Below are 25,437 nucleotides of genomic sequence, written 5' to 3' on the forward strand. Positions count from 1 at the left end.
GGCCAATGCCTTCGCGATCACGGCAGCCGCCTTCTCAACTCCTCGGCCAGGTCGTCCAGCTTGCGAACCGTCTGTGCGGCGGCGCGGGCATACCACTGGATCGTCGACGACACCTCCCCCGAATTCAGCGCGGCGACCGCCTGGTTGAGATTGACGCCGATCCGCTGCGCTTGACCACGCGCCTGCATGACGGCCTGCAGTACCTCACGCATCTCGTTGTGCTCTGCTCGCGGCGTCCCGCTCGCCGCAGCCAGCAACGTCATCGCCGCCCAAGCCGCGGTCGCCAGCCGCTCACGCTCGGCGGCTCTCGACACCGCCGCGTGTTCGTCCTCCGACAACAGGATGTACAACACCCGCCCCCGCTTCGACTCCCCATGAGCTCGGCGGTTCCGCCGTCTCGCCATGCCCGACGCAGACTCGGCGCTGCCGTCTTCGACCATCAGCCTCCTGACTCGGGATCGCGCTCGATCCCCTCCCTCGCTGCGACCGCGCCCGGTCCGCAGGCGATAACGCTTGCGTTTTCCATTTCTTGCCCCGCGCCCGCCGCCGTCCGGCGGACGAAGTCACCCAGCTTCGTTGGGAAAGACCTGCAAGCACGACCAGCGGCCAGGGCAGACCGTGCCTGGTGCGTGGCGAGCGAGGAACCCGGCACCACGCTCTTGGCGGCCACCCCCCGGTGCCGTCTCGGGCTGCCCGAGAACTAGCTCAGACGCCCAGACGGAGCACTGAGTCACAAACGGCCCTGCCCAAGCTCGCCGCCCCGGCCCGGCGAGCATTGCCGGCCGTTGGTTACAGCCGCCTCCCCCAGCTCGCCCGGGCCAGGGAAGACGACATCGCCGCCCTGCACGGGATGGGCCCCAACGCGATGAAGACATTGCGCCAAGCCCCCAGGAACACGGCCTATCGTTCCGTGCCAGCGATGGCACCTAACAGTCGCCGGGCCCTGACGGGACGCCTGAGTCAACGCTCCCGGCGTGGGTGTGGCACCTGTGGTGGGGGACGAAGCTCGGGCGGCACCGGGTCAGTGGTACACGGATTCGGCAGGACGTCACCGATCGAGCTGGGAAAGTCCTTCTTCGCGGACTCCACCTGAGCCGCCTCACGGTCGCCCGGATTCTCCGCAACCTCCTGTGCAACGGGCTGCTCCGCGCCAACACCCAGGGCGTGGATGGGGGCGAGTGCGCTCGCCGCGCGCCGGAAGGTGTCGCCGAGATCGGCAGCCTGTTCAGCCGCCCACCCCAGCGCGTTGTGGGCCACTGTCACCGCAGGGGTGGGGTCGCCGCTCCGGTCATGCCCGAGCCGTCCGGCGTCCAGCTCCCTCGTCAGGAACGCGTCGATCTGCTCGGCCGTCTGCGCCAAGCGGAATGAGGTCTGAGCCAGGTTTCCCAGGACCGTGTACGCAGCCGCCGGCTCGGACAACCCCGGTGAGTCCTGGGTCAGATGGTTGAGGGCCCGGACACGCTCATGCAACTCGCCGGCGAGTCGCTCGATGTCCTCGTTCGTACGGGGCTCGTGATCGTTCACGTGAGGTGCTCTCCAACGTCGAAGCGGATCTGGTCATGCGGCACTCCTCTCCATCGGGAACAGGTCACAGCCTCTGCTCAAGTGAGATGAGACTGTTTGCGCTCCATACTGTCTTCACGGGGGCGCGACGGCCAGCGTGCTCATCGGCGTGGCGTCAACCTGGCGTCAGAATCGCGTCGCCGACGAGGACTCCAACCGGAGAGAAGGAGGCCACTTCGTCGTCGGCCGGTGGGAACACGGCAGCGAAGACCCGCCGGGGGCAGGCGTCGGCTACGGGGGATGATGGACAGATGCTCGTCCTGCGCGCGACCAAGAAGCTCATGGACCGTATCGGTCCGCCCAGCCCGGACGAGGTGGAGCCAGCCACGACGTTGCTCGGTCAGTGGTACGCCACGGTTCTGTTCTGGAAGCCTCAGGTCGCCCTGTTCGTCAACGAGGCCACGCTGCTGCCTGTGCTGGGACCGTTGGCTCCTGCGACAACTCTTCTGGACCGCTTCCCTCAACAGTTGGCCGCGGTCCTCGCAGCCCATGAAACTCCGCAGACGATTATCGACCACGAACTGGACCAGATGCGCGAATATCGCCTCGCGAAGACCGCCAACCGTAGCGTTGTTGGGATCATGAACGAGTTCACGCACCTTGCCGAGGTCTACCGAGCAGACATGCCCGCTCCGGACCTCCACGCCTTGTCAATGCGCCTGGCGACTACTCCGTGCAGTCCCCTCTACAAGCGTCACGTCAGGCCCGACCACGAACTTGCAGCCCTTCTGCGTTCGTCTTCGTCCCTGGAGAGTTGATCCGTCGGCACTCGCCCCGACACCACGATGGTTCACAGGCAGGCGCTTGACGGAGGACCCCGCACTACCCGCACACGGTCCAGCTACCTCCATCATTCGGCACTCCAACTACGCAAAGACCAGCAAGCGCACCTCACAGCGATGTGAACCCTCGCCCCTGCTGGTCGCCACGACGATCTCCTCTCGACCCCCGCCGCAGGGGCTGGAGTGATCGAGCCGCCACATCTATGCGGCGGCGAGGGCAGCAAGCATCCGCGACAACCGCTTGGGGTTCTGGAACCTGCGGTCGTCCCCATACAGGTCATGGTCTATTTCATGCACCCACGGATCATCGGGACGCTCGTCATCAAGGTCGATGACCCAGTAGTACTGGGTCGCCTCATTGAAGGCGATGATGAAGAAGGCGCGATCTTCGGCAACGGGATCCCCGTTGACGAGCCGGGGGAACGTGACCTCGTACTCGTCCCCATCCTCGTCGGTCACCAAGAGCTGCCCAGCTGGCCATTCAACAGACAGGACGGCCTGTAGCGGCGAGGGGACGACGCGCTCTCCCAGCGGTGTGTCCACCCGCCAGTCGCTGGGCTCGAAATGTTCGCTGACCGCGCCCCGGAGGCGCGCGATCTCCCGAAACACATCCTCGTGCGGAGTTATGGTGGCCGGCTCACCTGGCATTGGCATCCTTCGTCGTTCGGGTAGGCGCCGAGCAGCCTACAAGATCATCGCCTCCGGCCATAACAGGCCCGCGGCGATGATATGCGCAATTGAAATATTCGCGATAGCACATAAATACTCCGAAGGGGCCTGTTTGTGGCCGATATAGATCAGTCAACCAGACCCTTCTGAACAGCGACTACTCCGAGCTGAAAACGTGTCTTGATCCCAAGATTCTCCCGTAGTGCTTTGATGTGACGACGCACGGTGGTGAGACTCAGCTCCACCCGTTCTGCGATAGTCTCATCCGCCAGTCCCTGGACTTGGAGTCGCAAGATTCTTATCTGAATCTCAGGTAAGTCGTTTTCCGCGATACCACCTCCCCCAAAGGGGATGGCTCTTTCCCAGAGTAAATCAAAATATTCCCAGAGGGCGCCCACGATCACCGATGACTGGACAAGAAGTACCCCGGCCGTCTCGGAAGAGGTGAGGGGAAGGAGCGCCACGCCTTCGTCTGCGAGTCCCAGGCTCATGCGGATCCTCGGAATAATCCGGACTTGGACGCCGGTCTCCGCTATGGCTTCCAACTTGTCGCGCACAGCCGCATCCTCCAGGAGATCGCCGTCATAAATAGCCCTGCATCGGGCGCCGCGGTCCACTGGGGAGGGAGTCGCGGTGACGCCGGACGCCTCAATAGGTTCGGTCGGCGTGTGGTTGCTCAGGGTCAGCCACTCTCTTTGGACTGTGCCTCGGAGCGTGCTGGTCAGCCTGCTGACTTCGTCGCTGTCGGTGATGAGCCGGGCCAGCTGCCCCACCGGAGCGTCCCCCTTTGGGCCGGCTGCGGCTGCAAGAGCACCCATACGCTGGTATCCGCCCAGAAGTTTTTCGTAATCGGCCAACGCCTGGCGAGCAAGGCCGACAAGGGTGTGCTGTAGCACCACGTCCATCGGAACGGGTACCAGACGAGGAGGCGCGTGCTCCGTCTGCTGGCGGACGTGCGCCATGCCAGCGTGAATCAAGGCATCGACCTGGTCTGCTCCCCCAAAGAAGTCTGCGGCTTCTTCGACCGAACATCCGTCTACCCCAAGAAGTCGTAGGTACAGGCGGAGGGTGTCCGTTTCGACGACTCCGCCAAGCAGTCGAAGGGCCTTCTCCTCGAGCGAGCGCATACTGCAACCTAAGATCGAGCGATGGGCAGGAACACCTACCCATCCCTTTAATTGAGTGAGTTCGAGATTTACGCGATAGCCCTTTCGGCTCTCACCTCCGAAGCGGAACCCTTCCAGGCGATCAGACGAAGTGCGACTAGCGCGGAGAGCGTCGCAATGACCGCTGTCATTCCTGACCAGAACGCCAGCGCCTCGGCGCCGAAGACGGCTGCCAGCGGCCCGGACGCCAACATGATCAGCGGCATGAGGACGTAGCTGGCGACCATGTTCCAGCTGTTAACGCGGACAAGTACGCCGGGAGCGAATCTTTCCTGCAAGGCAGTAGTCCAAAGGACGTAGTAGGCAGCTTGGAAGATGCCAGGTATTACGGCGGCTGCAGCGATCGACGGCCAGGGGGCTCCGCTCCCCATCAAGAGCATGGGGATGGCGACCGACATGGCGAGGAGCGCGGCCATCGGCATCGGCCGGGTGGGCCGCCATCGGGCGCCGACCAACGCGCCCACCACTGCCCCAAGGGGTTCACAAGCACTGATGACGCCCCACGACCAGGCGCCGCCGTGCCCATCGGCGGTGTAGAGCGGACCAGCGATCTTGGTATAGCAGACGACCGCCGTGGTGATTGCCGTGTACTGCAAGGTCATAACCCACACCCAGGGGTGTGCCCCGAACTCGCGCCATCCGTCCCACAGGTCGCGCAAGGGACCTGTGCCGGGTTCGCTAGGTCGGGTCGTCGCAAGGCGGCTGAGCAGTACAACGCTGAGGCCGCACAGGATGCCTCGCATTGAGGCAGACCATGCTGGGCCGACCGCAGTGACCATGGCCCCGGACGAGACGAGACCGATGAGCAGGCCTGCCGACTGGGTCTGGTTGACCAGCGCATTCCCGGCCGACCGGTTCGGTGAGCTGAGAAGGTCGGCGATGATGCCACGGAGCGTGGGCAGGAACAGTGCGGTTGCGACTCCGCCGATGGCGGCCAGGGCGCACAGCAGTGGCAGAGGCGCTCTGCCGGTGAAGAGCGCAGCACCGATGGCCAGCCAGGAGAGGCAGGCCAGTGCCTCGGAACCCATGAGGACGTAGTGCCGGCGGAAGCGGTCTCCTGCGACTCCTCCGCAGATCATGAGCAGGGCCGGGAACGCGTTGCAGGCCATGACTAACGACAGGCCTCGGGCTCCGTAACCCAGGTTCATCACACCCCAGGCCAGAGCGAGCTGCCCGAACCCTACGCTCGCGCTGGAGACGACGCGGGAGATGAAGAGGGGTGCCACGGACGGGTCTCGGAACAAGGCAAGGGGCGACAGGAAGTCGGACACGGAGCCTCCCTATTTTCTTGTCAGGTGCGTGAGGAGGAACTTCGCGATGTCTCCGTAGGCCTTGATCTCATTGGCGCGTCTGGTGAATCCGTGGCCCTCATCGGGATAGATGTCGTAGCGCACGTTGATACCGCGTGCCCGAAGCCTGGTGACGATCTGGTCGGACTCGTCCTGCGGAACGCGCGGATCGCGGGAGCCCTGGATGACCAGCAGTGGAGCGGTAATGGCGTCGGCATAGGTGATCGGCGACCGGCGGGTGAGTTGTTCGGCGTCGGTGTCGGGGTTGCCCAGGACGGCGTCGACGGTGGGGCGCCAGGTGGGCGGGCAGGCCCGAGCAAGGGTGACCAGGTTGGACGGGCCGCAGAACGACACCCCCGCCGCCCAGGGGTACGGAAGCCGAGACAGGCAGGACAGGGCGGCGAAGCCTCCGTAGGAGCCGCCCATGACGGCGATGCGGTCGGCGTCGATGGTGGGGAGGGTGTGAAGGTGGCGGACGGCGTGGTCGAGGTCGTCCAGATCGATCCCGCCCCAGTCGCGGTAGATGAGTTTCTGGTGGGTGAGGCCGTATCCGGTGGATCCGGCGATGTTGGGCGCCAGCACGGCGATGCCCTCGTGGACGAGGTACTGGTAGAGGCCGGCGTACGCGTACTCAGGACGTTCTTGGGCCTCTGGGCCACCGTGCACCGAGAGCAGGATCGGATGCGGACCTGAGGTGTGTGGCCGGTAGAGCAGAGCATGGACATGCCGCCCGCCGGAAGCCGGGTAGGCGATGAGGTCGGGCTCGACTGGATCGACCACCTGGACTGCGGGTGGCCGGGTGTCGGTGAGGTATCGGAACCCGCCCACCGAATCGAGGACCCCGATCTCGCTGGGCCGTGTCGCGGTGTCGATCTCTAGGACGATCAGTTGGCCGTCCGGGCTGAGCGCGATCGCATCGATGACTCCCTGCGGGAGGTCCGCGAGCACGAGTTGGCTTCCCTTCCGCGTGGCGCGCAGCACGGAACGTCCCCCCTGGTTGAGGGACCAGACGAGCACCTCGCCGGCGGCTTCGATGTGCTCGATGTCCCAGTCTTCATTGGTGATGCGTTCCATCGAGGCGTCGACCAGGGTGTATCGGCCAACGGCGGTGAACTCGCCCCACGTATCGGTGGTCAGGTAGAAGGCGGTCGAGTCCGGTGTCCACGGTCCCGGGGCGAAGTACCCGTTCCCATGCTCAGTGGTGACGCATACGGGTTCGAGGGCGGGGTCGGTGAGGTCGACGAGATAGATGGCGATGTCGGTGTTGGACCGGAGGCCGGCCGCCAGCAACCACCGGCCGTCGGGTGACGTGCTGGCCGGGGTGAAGTTGACTCCATCCGGAGGAATGATGCGGCGTTCGGTGCCGACCGCAAGGTCTCGGACGAGGATGTCCTGCACGGTGCGGTCGCGGTCGTTGGCCGCGTAGATGAGACAGCGGCCTCCTGCGTCGAACGGGACGTCCGCCAAGACGCGCTGGCAGTCCGGGCCACTACTGATTTCAGTGGGCTCCTGGCTGTCGGCATCGATGCGGTAGATGCGGTACTGCTCATCGCCGTTACGGTCGGCAGTGAAGACCAGGCCCTTGCCGTCCGGCCACCATGCGAGTTGCCGCACCGCCTGGCCATCGAGCTGGGTCAACCTGCGCGGTGGCCCGCCGACGGTCGGAATCGTCCAGATGTCGAAGGAGCCTGCGGCATTGCTGCAGTAGGCCACGGTCTCGGCATCCGCAGACAGGACCACTTGCCCGCGGAAACGCTCGGTGGGGACGAAGTCCAAGTAGTCGGGCATCGCTGATGCGCTCCAGAGGGGTCGAGTCATTTGATCCAGCCGCGGCGGACGGCTGCGGCGCCCATCGCGACGCGGCTGGTGGTGCCGAGCTGCTTGCTGATCGCGCTGACATGCCGTCGCACGCTGCTGGTCTTCAACCCGATCCGCCGGGAGATCCCGTCGTCGCTCATTCCTTGCGCCAGCATCCGCAAGATCGTCGTCTGGACAGGCTTGAGCGGCAGCTGCGGCTCGGTCTCGCCGAGCGGGACCGCGCGCTGCCAAAGCAGCTCGAAGTACTCACGCAGGGCGGCGACGATCACCGGGGATTTGATCAGCAGGGCGCCGGGCAACCCGGTGGGAGTCAGTGGTAGCAGCGCCACCGCCTCATCGGCCAACTTCATCTTCATGCCGATCTCGGGCAGGATCCTGGCCTCTTCACCGGCCCGAGTGTGCATCTGGATGATCTTGGCGCCGACGGGATGCTCGGCGCAGGACGCCTGGTAGATGGTCCGGCTCGTGACGTTGCCCTCGAAGGCCGGAAGGGGAGGCATTCCAGCCAGCTCTTCCAGCGGTCGTTCCATGGCGAAGTTCTCCAGGGTCAGCCAGTGGCGTCGTGCTGTTCCCAGAAGTGAGCGCGAGGTGTCGGTGATCTCGTTGCGGTCCGTGAGGATCCGCACCAGCTGGTCGGTCTGGCCCTCCATCACTCCAGGGAAGGGGTGCATATCGACCATGCGCCGTTGACCGTCCAGCAACCGTTGCTGGTCATCGACCAGTTTGCGAGACAGCGCGGCAAGCGCCCCTTGCAAGGCCAGATCCGGCGCGGTGGCGACGAGCCGCGGGGGAACCGCCATCCCCAACGGCATGAGGTAGGCCAGCCCGGTCTCCTTCAACGCCTCGACGATCCGTGGCCCGCCGAGAACCTCGGCAGCTTCGGAGGGCAGGCATCCGTCCGATCCCAGAAGCCGGGCGTAAGGGACGAGCAGCTCTTCCGGGACGATTCCGTTCAAGAGCCTGGTGGCCGTCTGTTCGAGCTCGGTACTCACTCACACCTCCCATGACAGAGAGTATCTACGCGAGTGAATAGCGTCACAAGTTGTTGGATGAGCGTTTGGTGTCAACGAACAAAGTGACCACCGACCACCCCAGCCATCACGGCTGGGACTCTCCAACGCTGCTGGCAAAGGTGGTTTCCGAGGCGCCAGACCCCATGAATCGGACGCCGAATCCTGGTCACTTGCCACCATGAGGCGTTTCATTCAGCGCCGTGAGCTGCCCGAACTCGGTTTGATCAGGGCCCCCGCCACCGATCGACCGGAGCGAGAATGAATCCTCTACGCAAGGCCACCCGATCACCGATGATCCAGTGGCTCACCCGGCTCACCACCCCGGGGCTCAACCCATGCGCGTGCAGTGGATCTGCCCCTGAGCCCTTCCTGGCCCGCGCCTTCAGCCACCCCCAGGGAGCCGGCGTCATCGGCCCCGGCGCCCAACGCCTGCTTCGGACCGTGCTGGTCGACACCTTGGCCCGTGGCGCAGAGGGATGCGACGTCGTCATCGCGCGCCCCGACGTGGAGCGCCTATTCGGCGCGGCATCCTCCCAACTCCCGTCGTACGCCGCCGCCCTGCACATCACCGACACCCTCGAGGACGCGATCGAACACCTTGAGGACAGAGCTCTCCGAACCGCTGCCGCGGGCTTGGTGGAGCAACTGCCAGTTCTCTGGCTGGCGGCACCGGGAGACGACGCCGACGTCGTCCACCAGACGCTCGAGGGGCAGGCCTCGACAGAGCTCATCACGCTGTTCAACGGCCCCTGGCCGTACGGCCCCACTCACTTCGTCAGCACGGACGGTCCCCAACACCCGCCCTGCCACAACCTCGAACTCCTCACCCGCGATCAGGCAATCGCCAGACTACGAACCCCCAAGTAGAGAGCGGTGGATCCGGTGATCAAGGAAGTTCTGGACCTGGACAGCCGGGATCGTCGAACAGGATCGCATTCACTTCCCTCCGATCTTCAGGGAGATGTCGCGACGCAACTCCTCCTCTTCCTGGAACCCCTCTGCCCGGTGAGTGTTTCTCACCAGTCAGCACAAGTAGCCAGCAGCGGCAATCCTGACCTTAACCTCCTGGAGCAGGACTCTTACGGCGTGGCCAGCGCTCAGCAGCCACACCGCGCTCCTGGTCAGTTGTGCCCAGCGAACGTTTTCCTCATTTATCAGCGTGGTTCCTCAGGGTTTCATTGTGGCCCGTCAGCAAAATCAATCGGAGGATCCCATGCACGCTCTGGCAAGCACCTCGAACGTCCTCTACGGGACGGTCATCCACCGATTCCATGGAGGCTCGCTGAACACCCTGGGCGGGGCGGCAAAGGACACCCACCGCCCTCTCAGCGGCCCATTCGGACTACGCGAACCGCGCCACACGGACACAGCTCGCTCCACCAGCAGCAGGGCCGGCTTCGTGATCGCCGGCCTCAGGGACCCGCTGGGCGGTGTCTTCATCGGTCCAATCGCACACGGTCGTTCCTTCGGCACGGAGACCCTCACCGGCAAGGCCGGCGTGTCCTGGATCCGCGAAACCGACCCTGTCACGAACCAGCGCCGCCAGCCTGAACGAGGCGCCTCTCGGATGCGGGACCAGATCGCTTAGGTCTGGTGCGCGGCGGAGGGACAAACTCCCGCCGCCTCCCCTCGGCCAGGCGTCGCCTGGCCGAGGGGTGCATCCACACCGGGGGCCTGGCTGACTGTCTGCCACGGTCGAGGGCTCTGCATCCCCTCGGCGACCTCGATGCCTCCGGTGTCCATTGGCGACGACCGCCCGGGCTATGGCGGCGGGGACCTCTGGCCGCAATGCTGGGCCCACTCCCCTGCCGAGATCGCGCGGCACCACAGCCGCGACGGAGCCGGCATGAACACTGCCCAGGACGACGACGGGGCCGGGCCGCGTTGCCCACTGCGGCACTTCTTCAGGAGTGGTAGGTCACTCGGAGAGGGCGTCTCGGAGGACTTGGCCAGCTGTTTCGACCGAATCCGTCAGCTCGTCTAGAAGGTCGGGCGGGATCTTCGCCCGTCCGAGCCCAGCTCGCTCGACGAGCGCCGTGAGAGCGGTGCTCTGAGCGGAGCTGAGCCCCTCTTTCTGGGGGTGTTTCAATACTTCCCGCGCGGCGAAGGCATCGCCGGATCCGGAAGCGGTTTCAGCTACCTCGGCGTACAGGAGCTTCGACTGAGCAGGGTCGAGTTCGAAGGAGAGGTCGACGGCGGCCAATCCCAGTCGGATCTGGGTCGTCGCCCTCTTTCGGTCCGGCCGATGGACGGTGTGGCGTGCGGTGATCAGCAGTGGGGGAAGGAGGCTGCGGTCCGGCCTCCCGCAGGCTATGTCGACAAAAGCGCGAAGGCAGTGCACGGTCGCTTGATCCCATGGAGTGCTCAGGCCGGCCGTGGAGAAGGTGGCGTAAGCAGCATCGAAATGGCCGTCCATCGTCTGGCTGATGATCGTCATCTGGGTGGCTTCATCGATCCCGCCACCGGGCACCGCGTGTTCAGCAGCGTTGCGGGCCGCTCGCTGCCACTGCTGGGCAGCGACAAGAGCCCGGGTCCCATCCTCGCGAAGGACGGTCCTGAGCCATGGGGCCACGTTGGCGCGGGCAGCCGCGGAGGTGGTGAAGCCATCGAAGCGGATCGGCGTGCCGCGAACGTCGACGTCACCGCCGTGCTGGATCGCACGGTGGAGTTGGAGGAGGGTCTGGTAGGCCCGTTCCGGGTTGCGAGCGCGAAGGTCGAGGCGGGCGAGGTTCACGATGGGTTGGAGTGCGGCGATCGCCGTGCGGCCGGACAAGGGCCAGGCCGACCGGAAGATCTGGAACTGCCGTTCGCACAGTTCTGTCGCCAGGTCAGTGAGAGCACAGTCTGCGGCGATGAGCGCGGCCAGGTTCCAGGCTGTGCAGGCGAGGTCGATCTTTTCTTCTGCCTGGGTTGATTCGGTGCAGGTGGCGGCGCAGTCGCGCACCTGGCGCACGCGGTCGTGGAGGCGGGTGCCGCGCGGCCTGGCCTGGATGATCAGCGGGAATCGGCCAGCGATGCGGACGAGGGTTGCAGGAACGCTTGTCCGAGATCCTGCACCGGGAGGGCCTACAGCGGACACTGTCCCGGATGGCCGCCCAAGGATCGCCGCTCGGGCGGCCCAGGCCAGAACGCTCTGCTGGCGGTTGGGGAGCCCGAGACGATTCCAGTGGAAGATGATGTGGTAGCTCAGGACGTCCCTGAGACCACGTTGGAGGGTTCCGGATCGGGCGCAGGCGCCGAGGGATTGCCCGGCACGGCGGAAGGATTCTGCCCAGTCGGCAGCGTGGGCGAGAGGTCCGTTGGTGTTGAAGAGCGCTCCGGCCCTCGTGGTGTCAGCGAGCATCAAGGTTCGGAGACTGTCGGCCATCGCGTCGAGTTTGCGGGTGGGAACTTCGGAGGGAAGCGGTCGCTCGTAAGCGACTCGATGCCAGACATCGCCTTGTTCGTACCACTCCAGCCCTGCCGAACTCATCAGTGTGCCGCACAGCAGGAGGGACAGTTCGCGGCGTCCAAGCCCGGCGCTGTTTGCGGCGAGGTGGCTCAGGATGGCCCGGCTGTCGTCGTGGAAGAGTTGGTGCGCAGCGGTCATGCTTTCCTGACCGCCGAAGGCGGCGGTCTCGGCCTCGTACACGCCGGGCCACCAGTCATGGATCGCATCGCTCTCAGCAAGGTCGTCCAGCGCCGTCCCGATCAGGTCCCGGGGGGAATCGGCCGCGGGACCGGGGATGAGCCGCAAGCGCCAGCAGGGGTGCTTGCGCATGAACCACCAGGTGCTGATCAGTCCTTCGGTCTCGGCCTGGTGCAGGAGCGGAGCCAGATGGGTCACGGCGTCCTGTTCGCTGGACTCCCAGTCGGGGAAGCGGACATAGAGCTGCCGCCATCGGGTCGTGTCTTGCTCGGCCAGGGCCTGCCGCCCGCCCAGCCGGTAGGTTGCGACGGCTTCGGACAGGTCGGTTCGATCCAGTCCGGCAGCGGCGGCGGTCTCGGTGAGGGTTGCGCCGGCGAGTACTGCGATTACGGCTTGTTCGATCGGTGACCCGCCTAGCTGATCAACAAGCATCTGTCCCATCCCGAGGTCGGTGCGGTGTCGTCGGCGGCGGAGGTGAGCGCGAGGGCGGTGCCAGCGTTGCCTTCGAGGAATCCGCTTCCCCTCACCGCATTGGGGTGTGCGTATTGGCCAAGACGGTCGGCGAGCTCGGGAAGGCAGGCTGCGAGCGCGGGGTCTGCGGCGTCCTGGGCGGCTCGCCAGGTCGTCTGGTAGAGCCCTGCGAGGCCGTGGCAGACGCCGGCGTCGGTGATCTTGGCTTGCTGAGCCGGGTCGTGAAGGCAGCGCAGGAGCGCTTCTTCATAGGCTCGTTGGAGGTGAGTGTCCGCGCTTGCCAGGGCGGCGAGTTGTCCTGCGCGTGCGATCCCCGGGGTGCCGTAGCACCAGCTCGGCCGGTGGGGGCCGGGCTGGTTGGAGCGATGGGTGCGCAGTTCGGCAAGCGTGATCCACTCCGGCCACCACGGGCCCTTGTCGGAGTCTTGCCGCCATGCGTCAAGCCAGGCGGTGATGTGGTGGATGGCATCGGCGTGGGCGTCGACCATCACGCCACTTCGTGCGGCGTGGCTGAGTAGCGCCAACGGACCGGTGATCCCGTGAGCGAACCCGAAATTGCCGTGACCGGCGCGGAACTGCGCGGACTCGCGGCGGTGCGGGTCATGTCCGACCCACCATCCAGGGACGCTGCGGCCGTCCGGCCCAGGAACGGGACGGGTGAGGGTGACCAGGTAGGTCAGCACCCGTTCCATTGCGCTTCCGCCAGGATCACGCCGTAGAAGTAGGGCGCCGATACCCGTCAGGCCGAAGAAGACGTCGTACTCGTGGAATTCGGGGTGCTCTCCGCGCTTCATCCGGGCTGTGGCCAAGTCGACTCGATAATGGGCGAGTGCCGTCACATGCCGGTCAACGTCGGCGAGGCCGTTTTGGTAGCGGCCTTGTGGCCCGGCGGCGGTGTCGAGGACGAAGGCGATCGCCGGAGCACCGAGGTAGAGGCTCGCGGTGTGGGCCGCGCTGACCTCCCCGGCGACGGCGTGCGAGATCCAGGTGTGCGCCTGCCGCCAGCTTCCCCTGCCGCACAGGGCGCGTTCGATGTGAAGAAGGGCGGTTCCAGCGGCTCCTTTGTGGAGGGCTTGGGCGAGCCAGGGCCGGTCGGCTGATGGAGGCTCGGGACGGGCCAGGAGCGCGGCGTATCGATCGGCGGCGTCGGCCAGGTCGGAGCGCGTCTTGGTGGGGGCGCTCACGTCATCTGTCCTTGTGAAGCGCCGCGTGGCGGAGGGCGCAGATTCGTAGAAGCCTGTTGGTGATTCGCTCTTGGTCGGTGTCGACAGCGACCGCACGGTTGTGGTGCAGGTGCAGCAGGGAGTGCAGCGCACGGTGAGCGTCACGTTCGTCGTCGAGTTGCTTGCGGTAGGCGGCGAGAGCGGTGGCGCGCCGTTCCCATTCCGCGGTCAGCGCGGAGCCACCGGACAGGGCTTGCAGGTTCGGCCATTCGCGGTCAGGGTCTGCCATGGCGAGGGCTTGGTCGCGGAGTTCGGGGTCGAGGTGGCCGTGCTGCTGGGGTAGCTCCTGGAGGAGCCAGTGCAGGGCTTCGCTTCGGGCGCCGATGAAGCTGGTCGTCAGGTCGACCATGCTGGCCGCGGCGAGCGCCTGCGGCCGTAGGCCCGCCCTGGCGGCGGTGGTGATCTGAGTGATGGCCGCGGTGGAATCGGCGGCGAAGACCTGGAGGGCGGCGTCCATCGCTGCGCCGTGGCCGTAACGGCCGGTCTGGGGTTGGTAGGTGGCGAGGGTGATGTGGGCGACGAGGCGTTCGCGGCGTAGGTCGGCTGCCCAGTCACTGACTGTCTCGGCAGCGGCGCCATATGCCGTGGGCGGTGAGAGGCGAAGGTAGAGGGCCAGGTAGGGGTCGACCTCGGGACGCCGGATCTCGCGGTGACGCCGAAACCACCAGGGTGGTGGGTCCTGGCCGAAGGCGCTGATGAGCTTGGCCGTATGTTCGGTCAGCAGCTCATCGCAGCGCGCTGGGTGGCCGTGGATCTGTACGTACAGGACGGCCGATCGCCCGGGTAAGGCGTCGTTCTCAAGTAGAAGGGGGCGCCGGTTAGCGGATGGTCGCACGGGATCGGGGGCCCTGATGAAGGGGATGACGATCTCATGCGCGCGGCCGATCCATGCCAGGTCGTCGGGCGCGGAGGTCTCGCGGAGCTCGAGACGGCCGGCGCGCTGCAGACGGGTGCGCAGGAGCAGCCGGTGAAGGCGATGGCCCAGGTCGACGGGTTGCCGCCGATCATGTTCGACCATCGCGACGTGCTCGGGCACTCGCCACCGCTCGCGCCAGGTGTCGAGGCACTTGTCCCACGCTGCTGTCGGGGCAGCATGGCCGGGTAGATCATCTGCGGAGAGCAGCCACCGGGCTGGGGCGAGGATGGTGCGCCTGAAGCGGACGCGGGGCAGGAAGTGCATCTGGGCGGCGACGCCGAAGTGGAAAGCCTTGTATACCGCGCACCGCGAGGTGGAGATCTCGGCGAGAAACCGTGCGAGCGGAGGGGTATGGATCCCGGCTTCCAGCGCGTGCGCAACGCGCGGCTCGACAACCTGGCCGGTGGATATCCGGATGAGGTGGAACCGATCCTTGTCCGCCGTTACGGCGAGGTCGGTCAGGGGAAGCTGGTCTCCCCCGCAGGCCCGGTGCTCTCCAAGGGAGATCACGGTGGGGAGGATCTGCTGGGTACGGGCGATGTTCTCATTGCGGCGGCTCTGCGGCGGGAAGGTCAGCTGCGCCGCGACCGTGTCCGGTCCGGATGCAGCGAAGCTCTGGGCAAGGAGGTCTCTGCTGTCGCGTGGCAGCAGGTGCGCGTGTCGGCCGATCATGCTGCTGCCTGGCCGAGGAGTGCCGGTCACCCTCAGCAGGAACCGCCCACGATTCAGCGCCTCGAGCGAAGCAGCGCAGACCTCCACGGCGATCTCGCTCCGCGGCGGCAGGCTCACCCCGGTGCCGTCGTCGGCCGAGAGACGTTCGATCACCTCGCCGGTCAAGACGATCTCGTCGCCGCCGTCCATCGTGGCGTTCTGGATCAGAGCCAGGATCTGCTCTTCGCGCTCCGTCACGGCCCGGACTGCGCGTCCCCACTGCGAGCCGAGATACTCCGCCGGCAATCCGAGTCCGCTGTCGGCGACCAGGTCAAGGACGGGCACAGCAGCGCCCGTTCCGTACCGGGTCAAGAAGCGGGTGTGGTAGTCGCGCCAGATCGGATAGCCGAACGGGTACGGCGACAGCCGGTAGAGGACTGCTGCGGCGTCACGGGCTTCTACGGCCACCTGTTCGGGAAGCTGCACGTCGCAGTCCAAGGCCGTGTCGACAGCCAGCGGCATGGAGGCCACCTGGCTGACCGTTCTCATCTCCTTCGTCAGGCTCCTCCACGGAGGCTCGGCTGCCGGGCTGCTCTTCGAGATCGCCCGATGCACCCGGGACAAGGTGTCCACGAGGTCGCTGATCGCTGGGACGTCGCGAGCCTCTACGCTCCGGAGTTCGCCACAGGCGTGGCCGAGGGCATCAGTACAGGTCATGGGAGCTCGAAGGCTGCTGATCAACACGTTCTGCTCCAGCAGGCCGATCAGCATGTCCTTGATCTGTTCGCCCCTGGCGGAGGGGAACTCCTTGGCGAGCCGGGTTCTGAGTTCGCCGAACGGGACGGGTCTGCGGGCTGCTTCCACAGCGACGCGTACGGGTCGGCTGTAACGCACCGACACCTCGACGGGCGCCAGGTCCTGGGCACCGCCGTCGGGTGCTGGCCCAGGGACGATGAATCGTCCGCCACGCACATGTCCGGCGTTGTTGGCGATCATCGGTAACCGGTCCAGCAGTTCCGGATCCTTGTGCAAGGTGACGAGAACGTCGCCGAGCCAACTCGCATCGGCGCGGATCATCGCCTGGTGGTCCCGGCCCCAGGTCACACGAGGTGAGCGACCGAACCGCGCCGCGGCCACTCCGGCGAACAGGCCGAACGGAGTGGGGCGCCGGTGCCACCTCAGCAGGTACGACGCCATAGCGATCATCACGCGGCGAACCTGCCGCGGATCGGGATGCTCGCTGGAGGTGAGGACATGGACGGCCTCCATCAGCGCCGGGCTCGCGGTGGCCACGGCAGCGTGGATCTCGCGCTGGTGAGCTACTTCCGACAGCCAGGCGACCGCGCGGCCGACAAACCCCGGATCGTCAGGGTCCAGGTCAGGAGGTAGGTCCAGCTGACTGGGAGCGGTACTCGCGCGCAGCAGAGCAGCACTCGTCCATCGATAGACCTCTGGTCTTGTTGCCACCCTCAGACCTCCCGAGCTCCACTGGCGACAGGGCTGTCGGCACGCCGTGCGGCGTGCCGACAGCACCCGGTCAGGACGGATCGTCGAACGTGGAGTTGCACGAACTGGCGTTGCCCGAGCAGGTGTTGCCGCAGCCATCGTCGGTCGGGCAGTCTCCGCGCGCTGCCGGGGCATAGGCAACGAGCACTCGCACGTCGAGGAAGAACTCGTCCTCCTCGACAGGCCGCTCGGCCAGCGCTGTGGCGCCGCCTGAGTCCTGGCCGTTGAACATGCTGACCACTCTCCTCACTTGACGGGGGTTGCAGAAAACCCCTGGCCGGCCACGGCGGGCGCCGCCTGCGGCCAGGAGATCGAGACCCGGCTATGCACCTTCTCCACGACGCGCCCGTGCGGCAGCAGCTCGTCGGGCGTGCCAGCCGGGTAGATCCGGTACTGCGGGCCAGGGGCCCTGCGGCGCTCCCGGCTCCAGACACGCAGTTGCTCGGCCACCGACTCGGCGAGTCGGGTGGCGTCGGGGCCGTATGCGTGGACTCCGTACTCCAGCGCCTTGTGGCCGTCCTCAGTCGCTGGCCGGGTTGTCAGGTAGGCCAGGTTCCCGGTGTAGTCGACCACGGCCATCGCCGAGGAGGCGTTCCGTGGCGCGACCACGCCGGTGTCGCGATCCTGGTCCACCAGAACCATGCAGAACCCGGGGAAGGCGGTGACCATCCACATCTGCACGGTGTCCACGAACTCGCCGAGACCGATGAAGGCGCCGCTCCAGACTTCGACTCGTGGAGTGTCGAACACGCCCTCGAAGAGGCTGGAGTCAAGGTCGGTCCCGTCGTCGAACCGGAGAGTGACCTCGCCGTCGCGCATCACTAGAAGCTTGGCCTTGTGAGCGCCCGCGCCCTGCACGGCTACGAACCCGAACATCTTGGACGCCGTGCTGACCAGGTACCCGTCGGCTTGCTCGAAGGTGATGACCCGGTGGAGCCCGCGGATACGCAAGGCGGTGCTGATGCGGCCCCCCTCCGCCAACTGCGCCGGCCAAGCTGGCGGGATGTCCCAGGCCCCCATCGTGACCAGGATCCTGTCGTAGGGCGCGCAGGCGGGCACGCCTGCCTCGGCATCGGCGAGAACAACGTTCACCCGCGAGTACCCGGCTTCATCGAGCAGTCGGCTGGCCCGGTCGGTCACGTACTGGTCGATGTCGACCGTGGTGACAGTGCCGGACAGGCCGACGAGTTCGGCGAGCAGCGCCGCGTTGTACCCGCCACTGCCGATCTCCAGGACGTTCATGCCCGGCACGATCGCGGCCTGCTCCAGCATGAACGCCTGGACATGCATGTCCGAGACCGAACTGAGCGCGTTGCCTTCCTCATCGCGCTTGGTGACCACCGCCCGGAACGGCTCGTAGGCCTCCTCCGGCGAAACTTCAGGGATGAACAAGTGACGGGGCACCGTGCGCATCGCGTTGGCCACGGCGTCCGAGGCGATCGTCCCGTCGCCGATGAGCTGCTCCACAGCCCGGTCACGCCAGAAGGCGATCTGATCGCCACTGGCCTCGCCGGCTCCGATGCTGTCGTGGTGCTCGGTCACGATCGTTTCCTATCTGCTGGTCGGATGCGGTTTGGAAGATCTCGTGGTGCTTGACCGATGCCCGATGTCGCATACCTGCACTACCGGCTCTCTCGCCCCTCGCGCCAAAGCCTCTCCGAAAGGCTCCGGCTTCATCTCGGAAACCGGTTTAGGGACACCTCAAGAGCGCGGCAGGGCTGATCGATCAGGAGCATCTCGCTCACCCTGGCCTACATGCGGCCAAGGTGCTCGGGGGTGAACCTCCGCCTATCCTGACGATTACCCCCATCGTGTTCGATGGCTCTGTCCTCGCGCTCACAAGACCACCGCCACCAACTCTGCGAGCTTGTCGCGAAGCTGCTCAGCGGTGTCGGCCTCAACCGTGTCCACCTCGTTGAGCTGCTCTGGAGGCAGCGGCCCACGCAGGGCCCACCAGCGGCTTCGATCGGTCACCACGATCCGCCACGGCGGAAAGGTCTTCTCCAACTCAGACTTGAGGGCTTCCACGCGGCGCAGACTCGAGGCGGACATGACGATGATGCTCGTCGCTTACGGGAGGCATGAGTGCCACATCCGGTGGCACTCATGGGGGGAGCTAGATTGCGCGTGCCCACTCCGCGAACGCCACCAGCGCGTGCGGTGGTGAAGCATGGAGGCGCAGCAACCTCACCAGCACGTCCCGCACATGGGGGTGCTCACGGGTGTGTTGTGGAGCAATGCGCCTGGCCGCCTGCAACGACCGGAACGCCTCGTCCCGCTGTCCCAGCCACAACTGCGCCCGCGCCACATCGATGTAGTAGTGGGATCGGCGTTCCTCCGGCACCCTCTCCAGGGAGCCCGACAGCGCCGTCCCGCCTTCGGCGACCTCCATTGCACGCGCCGCGTCACCACGCTCAACCGCGAGCGCCACCTCGTGCACATGCAGCGATACCGGGCCGAACGCAGTCCCGTTGTAGACGCCCTCGGGCACGGTCCCCGCGAAGTGCCGAGCGTGCTGGAAGTGCTCATCCACCGCCGATCGATCCTCGCCCATCCTCGCGGCGACCACCGCAGCCCGCATGTGCAGCGCGCCCGCGGCCGCCCGCAACTCCGAAGTGTTCGGCGGCGGCGCGTCATCCAGGGCTTTCTCCAGCAACCGAAGCCCTGGTGCAAGATTGTCGCTGGCGAAGAACACCTCGGTCCGCACGTAGGCGGCCGTCGCGAGCAGCGCCGGATCCTCCACCGCCTCAGCGGCTGCCCGCATCAACTCCACCAACCGCGCCGATAAGTCGTAGTACCCGTACTTGTAGGCGACAGCGTCGGCCGCCCGGTACGCCGACCCAAGAAGCCGCGCTGCGGCCATCCGTTGGTCGGCGCCACCGTCGTGCCGGCAGCGCGTCAGCTCACCCAGCAGTTCGGGCAAGGACTCCGCCAGCCTCGTGTACTGCGACGATAACCGCCGCCGAGTCGTCTCGTTGATCGCCTGCTGCAACTGAGCCAGCGGCCGGACAGGCCCGTCCTCGGGAAGGTCATAGGCGTCAATCGCCGTCCTGATCTTCGGCACCGCCGCATGTACCCGACTATCGGTCGAGCGCCGCTCGCCCGACAGCACGTCCAGCTCCGTACCCAGCGCTTCAGCAATCGCGGACAGTGTCCGATCAGATGCCGGACGGTCTCCCTGCTCCACTTTCCGCAGCAGACTCAACGACACGTGCGCCGCTTCGGCCAGCTGACGCTGGGTCAGCCGCCGCGCGGTGCGGTGGGCGGCAACACGATCGCCGATCGAAGGCTTCGGCTTCACCTGGGGTCTCCAACGGTCCATCCTGTCGGCACAGTAACGCGGGACCGCCAGGAACCGCGGCCTTCATCGAGAAGCCAACAATCTCGGCAGCTCACTCAGGTCATCAACAACCCAGTCCGCGATGCCGCGGAAGTCTTCTGCCCACAAGTACCCCCATGGCCCCCGCCGGACCAACGCCGTTCGCAACCCAGCCGCCCGCGCCGGCACGACGTCGTTGGCGGGGTGGTCGCCCACGTACACGATCTCGTCCGGCTCCCCCGGCGCCCACTCGGCCAACCGTGCGAAGAAACCTGGATCCGGCTTCGCCACCCCCCACTCCTCCGACGTGGCGATCCCGTCCGCCGGAAGCCCAAGCTCACGCAGCCGCTCCCCGACCCGTGCCGCTTGATTCCCCGCGATACCAACCCAGAGCCCACGCTGCCGATGCTCCTGCAACGCCCGACGAACATCGGGATAGAGATCAGCCTCAACCAACTCCACGGCATGCCCGGCCGCGACACGAGCCTGCCGCTCCTCAGCGACATCCAGCCCAGGCCGCACCAGCCGCAACGCATCAGCGTTATCCCATCCCTGTGCCGTCACCGCACCGACCAGCGCCGACATCGTGTGCGCCGGAACACCCAACCAGTCGGCCCACCCTCGCCACTCGCGGGTGTCGTCCACCAGAGTCTCGCCCACATCGAACACCACACAACGGATCACACGCTCAGCGTACGGAGTACGGCCACACCAGCATTCGGGCTGAAGCGCCCCGGGTCGCATGGAGGCTCGTTCCCTGAGAGGATCGAGTCATGGCACGTCCGTCCCCCCATCCCTCCCTGAGCGGGACTGTACGGTTAGCTAGCTAGAACTCCCGCCTGCTCGCCCAGTGACCACCGGCAGCGTCTCGATGCGCGGGACACAGTCACATGACCCGCAAGGCGAACCGCTGACGCAACCAGGCGAGGAGACGTCGGCGCAGCGGCAGGCGGACACTCTCCACGCCGAGTGCGAGCAGGGGGACCTGAGAGTTCTTCTTCCACGCCACCGGGATGAAGGCCGGGCCGGCAACCACGTAGAACCGGGCGCCGTGATGCCTTGCGTGACCGCTCGGAGGATGCCGTTCCAACCTGCCGTGCAGCGCGATCATCTCGGTGAACCGCGACGCCGTGCTCCCCTCGCCGCTCCCTTCGCCTGGATACACCCGGTCGAAGGCGGCCAGCACCTCCTTGGAGAAGGCGACTCGTCGCGCCAACTCTGCCGATGACAGCTCGAACAAGGGCATGCTGCGGTGCAGGCACGTCAGCGCCTCGAACGGCTTCGCGCCCCCGCCTTGCCGGGAGATCGGCAAGCAGAACTCCTCCTCACCGTCGTTCCCACCAGCGATCAGGAAGAAGTCTGCAGTATTGCTGGAGTTGGTCCACCGCGGTCGACGCCGTACCGCCCTGGCATCCTTCCCCAGCACCCAGCGCATCTGCTCCTCAGCCGCCTTCGGATCTGCCGGGCCATCGGTCCTCTGCTGGTAACGCTTCACCGCGTGCTCGGTCAGCCGCACCTGGTCCACCAACTCGGCACCGGTCAACGCGAACGGATCGATGTGACGTTTACCGCGCCCGTTGGCCCGCAGGTACGCATCAAGGACCACACAACCAGTCGCGGCGAAACCACTGGCATCACGCTCGTCCACGGCCAAGGGCAGGATCAGCACGCCGTCGATGAGCAGGAACCTACCGGTCTTACTGCGCCTTCCCTTGTACGGTGCGGGCAACTGATCCGAAGTCACTACCCGCCCGGCGCTGGGCACCTGCTTCTCCAGGAAGGCCCGAGCCTGAACCGGCGTCCACCCCAGATCCGCCGCCGCCTGCCTGGCTGCCGCGTCCGTAATGCCCACCCTCGGCGCCATCCCAACCGCCTTCCCCATTCCGCTCCAAGGATCGCTGATCCCCCGAAACGACCGGTGTATCCAAACGGTGAGATCCCTAGGGCAGCCCTGGCCTGTCCCAGAGCCGCAGCCTCTCATCCCTCATGGGTCTTCTTGGTCGATGCCGACTACCGGGCGATCGTCTGACGCCATCGCCGGCACAGCGCCGGGAACCTGCAACTCGTCCCGCACCCGGGCGTAGTCATCGGTCCCGCGGTTCAGGAGGCCTTGTGCGGATCGACCGCGATAACGAGCTGGGAATTCGGCGAGTTGGGGAGATGACGGCATGGCGCTCCTCGACGGTCCGGGGCAGAGGGTGACCGGCGAGGAGGGCAAACCAACTTGGGGCGGTGCAGACCTCTCTTAAGCCACTCTCGCCGGTGGCTGCGGCCGGCACGCACGCCGCTAGATGAGCCAGCCTGAGGGGCGGCAGGTGTAACTAGAGTGACCCGGCCACAGCATTGTTGATCTCGGCTGCAGGCCGCGATCAACGCCACTGATCCAACAAGTTGGATACCTCTCTGCTCGCCGCCACCTGACGCAGAGAGGTGCCGTTAACTGGACCCGCCCCCGACACACTGCTGCCCGCACCGAACCACCGGGGCTCCCCGTGGACCCGACACGCCCCCAACGCCCGCTCATGTGGACCTGAAGCCTGTCTGCGTGCACGCCCGAACCGAACTGGCGCGCGTTGCGAGCCTCCGGCGCCCCACGCTGTACGGCGCAGTCTCATCAATTCGTCCATCGGGGTTCGGTAGACACACCGGGCGACGAAGGAGCGGACGCATGGGGAAGACGATCCGGATCAACGGGGTGGACGTGCCGGTGATCGCCGACCAGCTGAACGGGGAGGAGATCAAGCGGCTCGCCGGGATCGACGCTGACCGGGTGCTGGTGCGTCAGGAACGGGACCGCAACGTCATCGTCCCTGACGCCAAGCGGCTGCGCGTCGCCGACAACGACACCTTCACCCACCACGCCCGGCACTCCAAGGCCGCCGGGCCCGTCACCCGGCGTACCGCGCGGCTGCGGATGGAGGCCGCGACGCTCGCGGCGGCCTACCCGGGCCTGAAGATCGCCGACGACGAGTCGTACGTGTTCATCAGCGGGTTCCGGCTTCCCACGGGATGGATCCCCGACCGGGCCAGCGTCCTGATCGTCCCGCCGGCCGCATACCCCGAGTGCGCGCCCGACGGATTTTACCTGAGCGCGAAACTGCGGCGCCGCAAGGGCGGGCAACTCATCACACCAGGGCACTACTTCCGCGACTACCACAACCCCTACGCCGACCTGGGCTACCACTGGTACTGCCTGGAGGACCCCGAACGCCGCTGGCGAGCCGGCCAGGACTCCCTGCTCACCTTCGTGGAGGCCATCCGCACCTACCTCGGGACGGCGGACTGATGCGCTGCGTCCTGCGGCTGCCCGCTCGCGTGTGGCGGCCGGCCGAGGAGCATCTGCTGGCGTCCCCGTCCGAGCGGATGGCCTACCTGCTGGCCCGCGCGAGCCACTGGACCGACCCATGGGGCCGCCACACGACTGACCTGCTCGTTCGGCAGGCCCTACTCATCCCGGACGCGGCACTGGACGTGCAATCCCCGGTCCGCGTCGAAGTCGACCCCGACTTCACCCGGCAAATCCTCCGAGCCTGCTACGAGACCGGCATGTCGCTGGTGGACGTGCACACGCACCCGTTCGGCGGCGGACCGGTCTGGTTCTCTGGCCACGACGAGCACAACATGCGCCTCACCCACGCCGAGTTCGCCGAGACCATGCCGGACCGGCCACCGGCCATCGCCGCCTCACTCGTCCTCGGCCCCGGCGGACTCGCGGGCGCCTGGTCGCCGCAACCGCGCCGGCTCGCACCACTGAACGCATGCGTCCTGCTCGACGACACCCTCAGCGAGATTCCCCTGTGCACACCATGACCCCTGCCAGCGACACCCACCGGCACGACCGCCAGATCCGCGCGTTCGGCCACGACGGGCAACGCCGGCTCGGCGCCGCCACCGCAGCCGTGGTCGGTGCGGGCGGCATCGGCTCACTGCTCGTCCAAGGACTCGCCCACCTCGGCATCGGCCGCCTCATCGTCATCGATCCCGACCGCGTCGAACCCACCAACCTCAACCGCCTCGCCGGCGCCACGGCCACCGACGCGCAGGACGGGATGCCCAAGGTCGAGGTCGCGGCACGCGCCGTCGCCAACATCGACCCCGACATCCCCGTCCACGCCATCCAGAACAGCATCCTGAACACCGACGCATGGATGACACTGCGATGCGCCGACCTGCTGTTCGGCGCGGTCGACGGCCACGCCCCTCGCTGGGCCCTCAACGCCCTCGCCGTCCAGTACGCCCGCCCCTACATCGACACCGGCGCGGAGATCACCGCGCACGAGTCCGACCCACTCGACGTCTCCGGACACGTCGCGACCGTAACGCCAGGCGGCCCCTGCCTCCTGTGCCTGTCCGGCTACAACCCCGCGGCCGCGTCCATGGAACTCGACCCGACCCTCGCTGTCGCCAAACGCAGCGCCGGATACCTCCACGACGCACCCGACCAGCCCACCCCAAGCGTGATCTTCCTCAACCAGGCCATCGCCGGCGTCGCCCTCGGCGAAGCCCTCAACATCCTCACCGGCTGGCACCGCACACGCCCCTACACCCTCATCGACCTGGCCGGCCCCGCCCTTACCGCCATCGACGCCGACCCCCAACCCGACTGCCCCGCCTGCGGCCCCGACTCACCCCGCGGCGAAGGCGACGCCACACCCCCACCCCACTTCGCACCACCCTCCCCACCCCCGCACCCCTGACCGACCCGACGCGAACGCAAGCGCGCGGCCCCGACCATGGGGCCGCGCGCTTTCATCTGCTCCGACGCGGCTCTGTTGAGCGCTATAAGCAGGCGGTACGAGAACTCAAGAGAGGCACCGCGACTTCAACCCGATGCAGTTTGTGGGCGCAGTAACTGGAATCCTCTCCGTCCCGGTATTCCTGGCGACATTCCAAATCGATGTGATTTTGGTTGACCACCTCTACCGACAACATGGGTTAGCCGAAAGAATCGCCATGTTTCAATCCGATGCGGTTTTGTAGGGCGCTGCGACTCTTTGACGCCTGATAGACGGCGTAGAGCGTCAGCGTTTCAGTTTCAATCCGATGCGGTTTTGTAGGGCGCTGCGACTTGAAAGGGGGGTCCATGCCGTATCAGGTATGGATGTTTCAATCCGATGCGGTTTTGTAGGGCGCTGCGACCTTGAACCTCATCGTGGAGATGCTGGACCACAGTTGTTTCAATCCGATGCGGTTTTGTAGGGCGCTGCGACGCTCACTTCCTCACGGTGCCCGCGTGAAGATGCCGGTTTCAATCCGATGCGGTTTTGTAGGGCGCTGCGACACCCCCTGAATTGGGTGGGAACACTGATTGAGTACCCCGTTTCAATCCGATGCGGTTTTGTAGGGCGCTGCGACCAGACGCTCTCACCTCCACCCATTGCGTGGTGGAGGGTTTCAATCCGATGCGGTTTTGTAGGGCGCTG

At 66.4% G+C, this 25,437-nt stretch carries 21 protein-coding genes and 1 CRISPR repeat array (1 of these 22 only partly in view); of the genes, 5 read left to right on the plus strand and 16 right to left on the minus strand.

Annotated features, from left to right (window positions below; translation table 11 throughout):
• Nucleotides 1-17: 17 nt before the first annotated feature.
• Together SM418_RS07705 and SM418_RS07710 are read right to left on the minus strand one after the other, a co-directional pair.
• Nucleotides 18-440 carry a hypothetical protein gene (locus SM418_RS07705; RefSeq protein ID WP_371939963.1) on the minus strand — a complete coding sequence of 141 codons (423 nt, stop codon included), beginning with the start codon at nt 438-440 and terminating at the stop codon, nt 18-20.
• 520 nt (nt 441-960) lie between these two features.
• The gene (locus SM418_RS07710) at nt 961-1,524 is read right to left on the minus strand and encodes a hypothetical protein (protein WP_371939964.1); all 564 of its coding nucleotides are present in this window, start codon (nt 1,522-1,524) and stop codon (nt 961-963) included.
• Nucleotides 1,525-1,814: 290 nt separating this feature from the next.
• Here SM418_RS07710 and SM418_RS07715 point away from each other — a divergent pair, with 290 nt between their 5' ends.
• On the plus strand, nt 1,815-2,321 hold the full coding sequence (locus SM418_RS07715; RefSeq protein WP_371939965.1) for a DUF6933 domain-containing protein: 507 nt from the start codon (nt 1,815-1,817) through the stop codon (nt 2,319-2,321).
• A 225-nt stretch (nt 2,322-2,546) separates the two neighbouring features.
• On the opposite strand, the gene SM418_RS07720 is transcribed toward SM418_RS07715, so the two are convergent.
• The 5 genes from SM418_RS07720 to SM418_RS07740 form a co-directional block, all read right to left on the minus strand.
• Complete coding sequence (locus SM418_RS07720) at nt 2,547-2,993, minus strand: hypothetical protein (protein WP_371939966.1); 447 nt, start codon at nt 2,991-2,993, stop codon at nt 2,547-2,549.
• Between the two features lie 149 nt (nt 2,994-3,142).
• Complete coding sequence (locus SM418_RS07725) at nt 3,143-4,141, minus strand: helix-turn-helix transcriptional regulator (protein WP_371939967.1); 999 nt, start codon at nt 4,139-4,141, stop codon at nt 3,143-3,145.
• 68 nt (nt 4,142-4,209) lie between these two features.
• Complete coding sequence (locus SM418_RS07730) at nt 4,210-5,451, minus strand: MFS transporter (protein WP_371939968.1); 1,242 nt, start codon at nt 5,449-5,451, stop codon at nt 4,210-4,212.
• Between the two features lie 9 nt (nt 5,452-5,460).
• On the minus strand, nt 5,461-7,245 hold the full coding sequence (locus SM418_RS07735) for a S9 family peptidase (RefSeq protein ID WP_371939969.1): 1,785 nt from the start codon (nt 7,243-7,245) through the stop codon (nt 5,461-5,463).
• 38 nt (nt 7,246-7,283) lie between these two features.
• Nucleotides 7,284-8,279: a helix-turn-helix transcriptional regulator gene (locus tag SM418_RS07740; RefSeq protein WP_371939970.1), complete on the minus strand. Its 996-nt coding sequence runs from the start codon at nt 8,277-8,279 to the stop codon at nt 7,284-7,286.
• A gap of 462 nt (nt 8,280-8,741) precedes the next feature.
• Between SM418_RS07740 and SM418_RS07745 the strand changes: the two genes are divergently transcribed.
• Nucleotides 8,742-9,167: a hypothetical protein gene (locus SM418_RS07745; RefSeq protein WP_371939971.1), complete on the plus strand. Its 426-nt coding sequence runs from the start codon at nt 8,742-8,744 to the stop codon at nt 9,165-9,167.
• A 1,051-nt stretch (nt 9,168-10,218) separates the two neighbouring features.
• Here SM418_RS07745 and SM418_RS07750 read toward each other — a convergent pair.
• From SM418_RS07750 to SM418_RS07790, 9 genes are all read right to left on the minus strand, one after another.
• Nucleotides 10,219-12,369, minus strand: coding sequence for a thiopeptide-type bacteriocin biosynthesis protein (locus SM418_RS07750; protein ID WP_371939972.1), 2,151 nt, complete (start codon nt 12,367-12,369; stop codon nt 10,219-10,221).
• On the minus strand, nt 12,342-13,583 hold the full coding sequence (locus tag SM418_RS07755; RefSeq protein ID WP_371939973.1) for a lanthionine synthetase C family protein: 1,242 nt from the start codon (nt 13,581-13,583) through the stop codon (nt 12,342-12,344). The genes SM418_RS07750 and SM418_RS07755 overlap by 28 nt, the downstream gene beginning before the upstream one ends.
• A gap of 1 nt (nt 13,584) precedes the next feature.
• Nucleotides 13,585-16,794, minus strand: a complete 3,210-nt coding sequence (locus tag SM418_RS07760) for a lantibiotic dehydratase (RefSeq protein ID WP_371939974.1) — start codon at nt 16,792-16,794, stop codon at nt 13,585-13,587.
• Entirely contained in the window at nt 16,727-16,927 is a 201-nt protein-coding gene (locus SM418_RS07765; protein WP_371939975.1) for an FxLD family lanthipeptide, read from the minus strand. The genes SM418_RS07760 and SM418_RS07765 overlap by 68 nt, the downstream gene beginning before the upstream one ends.
• Nucleotides 16,928-16,941: 14 nt before the next feature.
• Nucleotides 16,942-18,237, minus strand: a complete 1,296-nt coding sequence (gene fxlM, locus SM418_RS07770) for a methyltransferase, FxLD system (RefSeq protein WP_371939976.1) — start codon at nt 18,235-18,237, stop codon at nt 16,942-16,944.
• 294 nt (nt 18,238-18,531) lie between these two features.
• Entirely contained in the window at nt 18,532-18,723 is a 192-nt protein-coding gene (locus SM418_RS07775) for a hypothetical protein (RefSeq protein ID WP_371939977.1), read from the minus strand.
• Between the two features lie 88 nt (nt 18,724-18,811).
• On the minus strand, nt 18,812-19,996 hold the full coding sequence (locus SM418_RS07780) for a helix-turn-helix domain-containing protein (protein WP_371939978.1): 1,185 nt from the start codon (nt 19,994-19,996) through the stop codon (nt 18,812-18,814).
• 63 nt (nt 19,997-20,059) lie between these two features.
• Nucleotides 20,060-20,698, minus strand: a complete 639-nt coding sequence (locus SM418_RS07785) for an HAD family hydrolase (protein WP_371939979.1) — start codon at nt 20,696-20,698, stop codon at nt 20,060-20,062.
• 202 nt (nt 20,699-20,900) lie between these two features.
• Nucleotides 20,901-21,866: a hypothetical protein gene (locus SM418_RS07790; RefSeq protein WP_371939980.1), complete on the minus strand. Its 966-nt coding sequence runs from the start codon at nt 21,864-21,866 to the stop codon at nt 20,901-20,903.
• Between the two features lie 816 nt (nt 21,867-22,682).
• On the opposite strand from SM418_RS07790, the gene SM418_RS07795 reads away from it, so the two are divergent.
• Genes SM418_RS07795 through SM418_RS07805 form a run of 3 tightly spaced genes read left to right on the plus strand, consistent with a single transcriptional unit; the run spans nt 22,683 to nt 24,711 of the window.
• The gene (locus SM418_RS07795; protein WP_371939981.1) at nt 22,683-23,300 is read left to right on the plus strand and encodes an E2/UBC family protein; all 618 of its coding nucleotides are present in this window, start codon (nt 22,683-22,685) and stop codon (nt 23,298-23,300) included.
• Nucleotides 23,300-23,824, plus strand: coding sequence for a hypothetical protein (locus SM418_RS07800; protein ID WP_371939982.1), 525 nt, complete (start codon nt 23,300-23,302; stop codon nt 23,822-23,824). Before SM418_RS07795 ends, SM418_RS07800 begins: the two co-directional genes overlap by 1 nt.
• A complete protein-coding gene (locus SM418_RS07805) occupies nt 23,821-24,711 on the plus strand; it encodes a HesA/MoeB/ThiF family protein (protein ID WP_371939983.1) in 891 nt (296 codons plus the stop codon). The genes SM418_RS07800 and SM418_RS07805 overlap by 4 nt, the downstream gene beginning before the upstream one ends.
• A gap of 258 nt (nt 24,712-24,969) precedes the next feature.
• A CRISPR array of direct repeats spans nt 24,970-25,437; the repeat unit is 36 nt; unit sequence GTTTCAATCCGATGCGGTTTTGTAGGGCGCTGCGAC; it runs 216 nt beyond the window's last position.

This window comes from Actinomadura chokoriensis (assembly GCF_041463665.1).
GTDB classification, from domain to species: domain Bacteria; phylum Actinomycetota; class Actinomycetes; order Streptosporangiales; family Streptosporangiaceae; genus Spirillospora; species Spirillospora chokoriensis_A.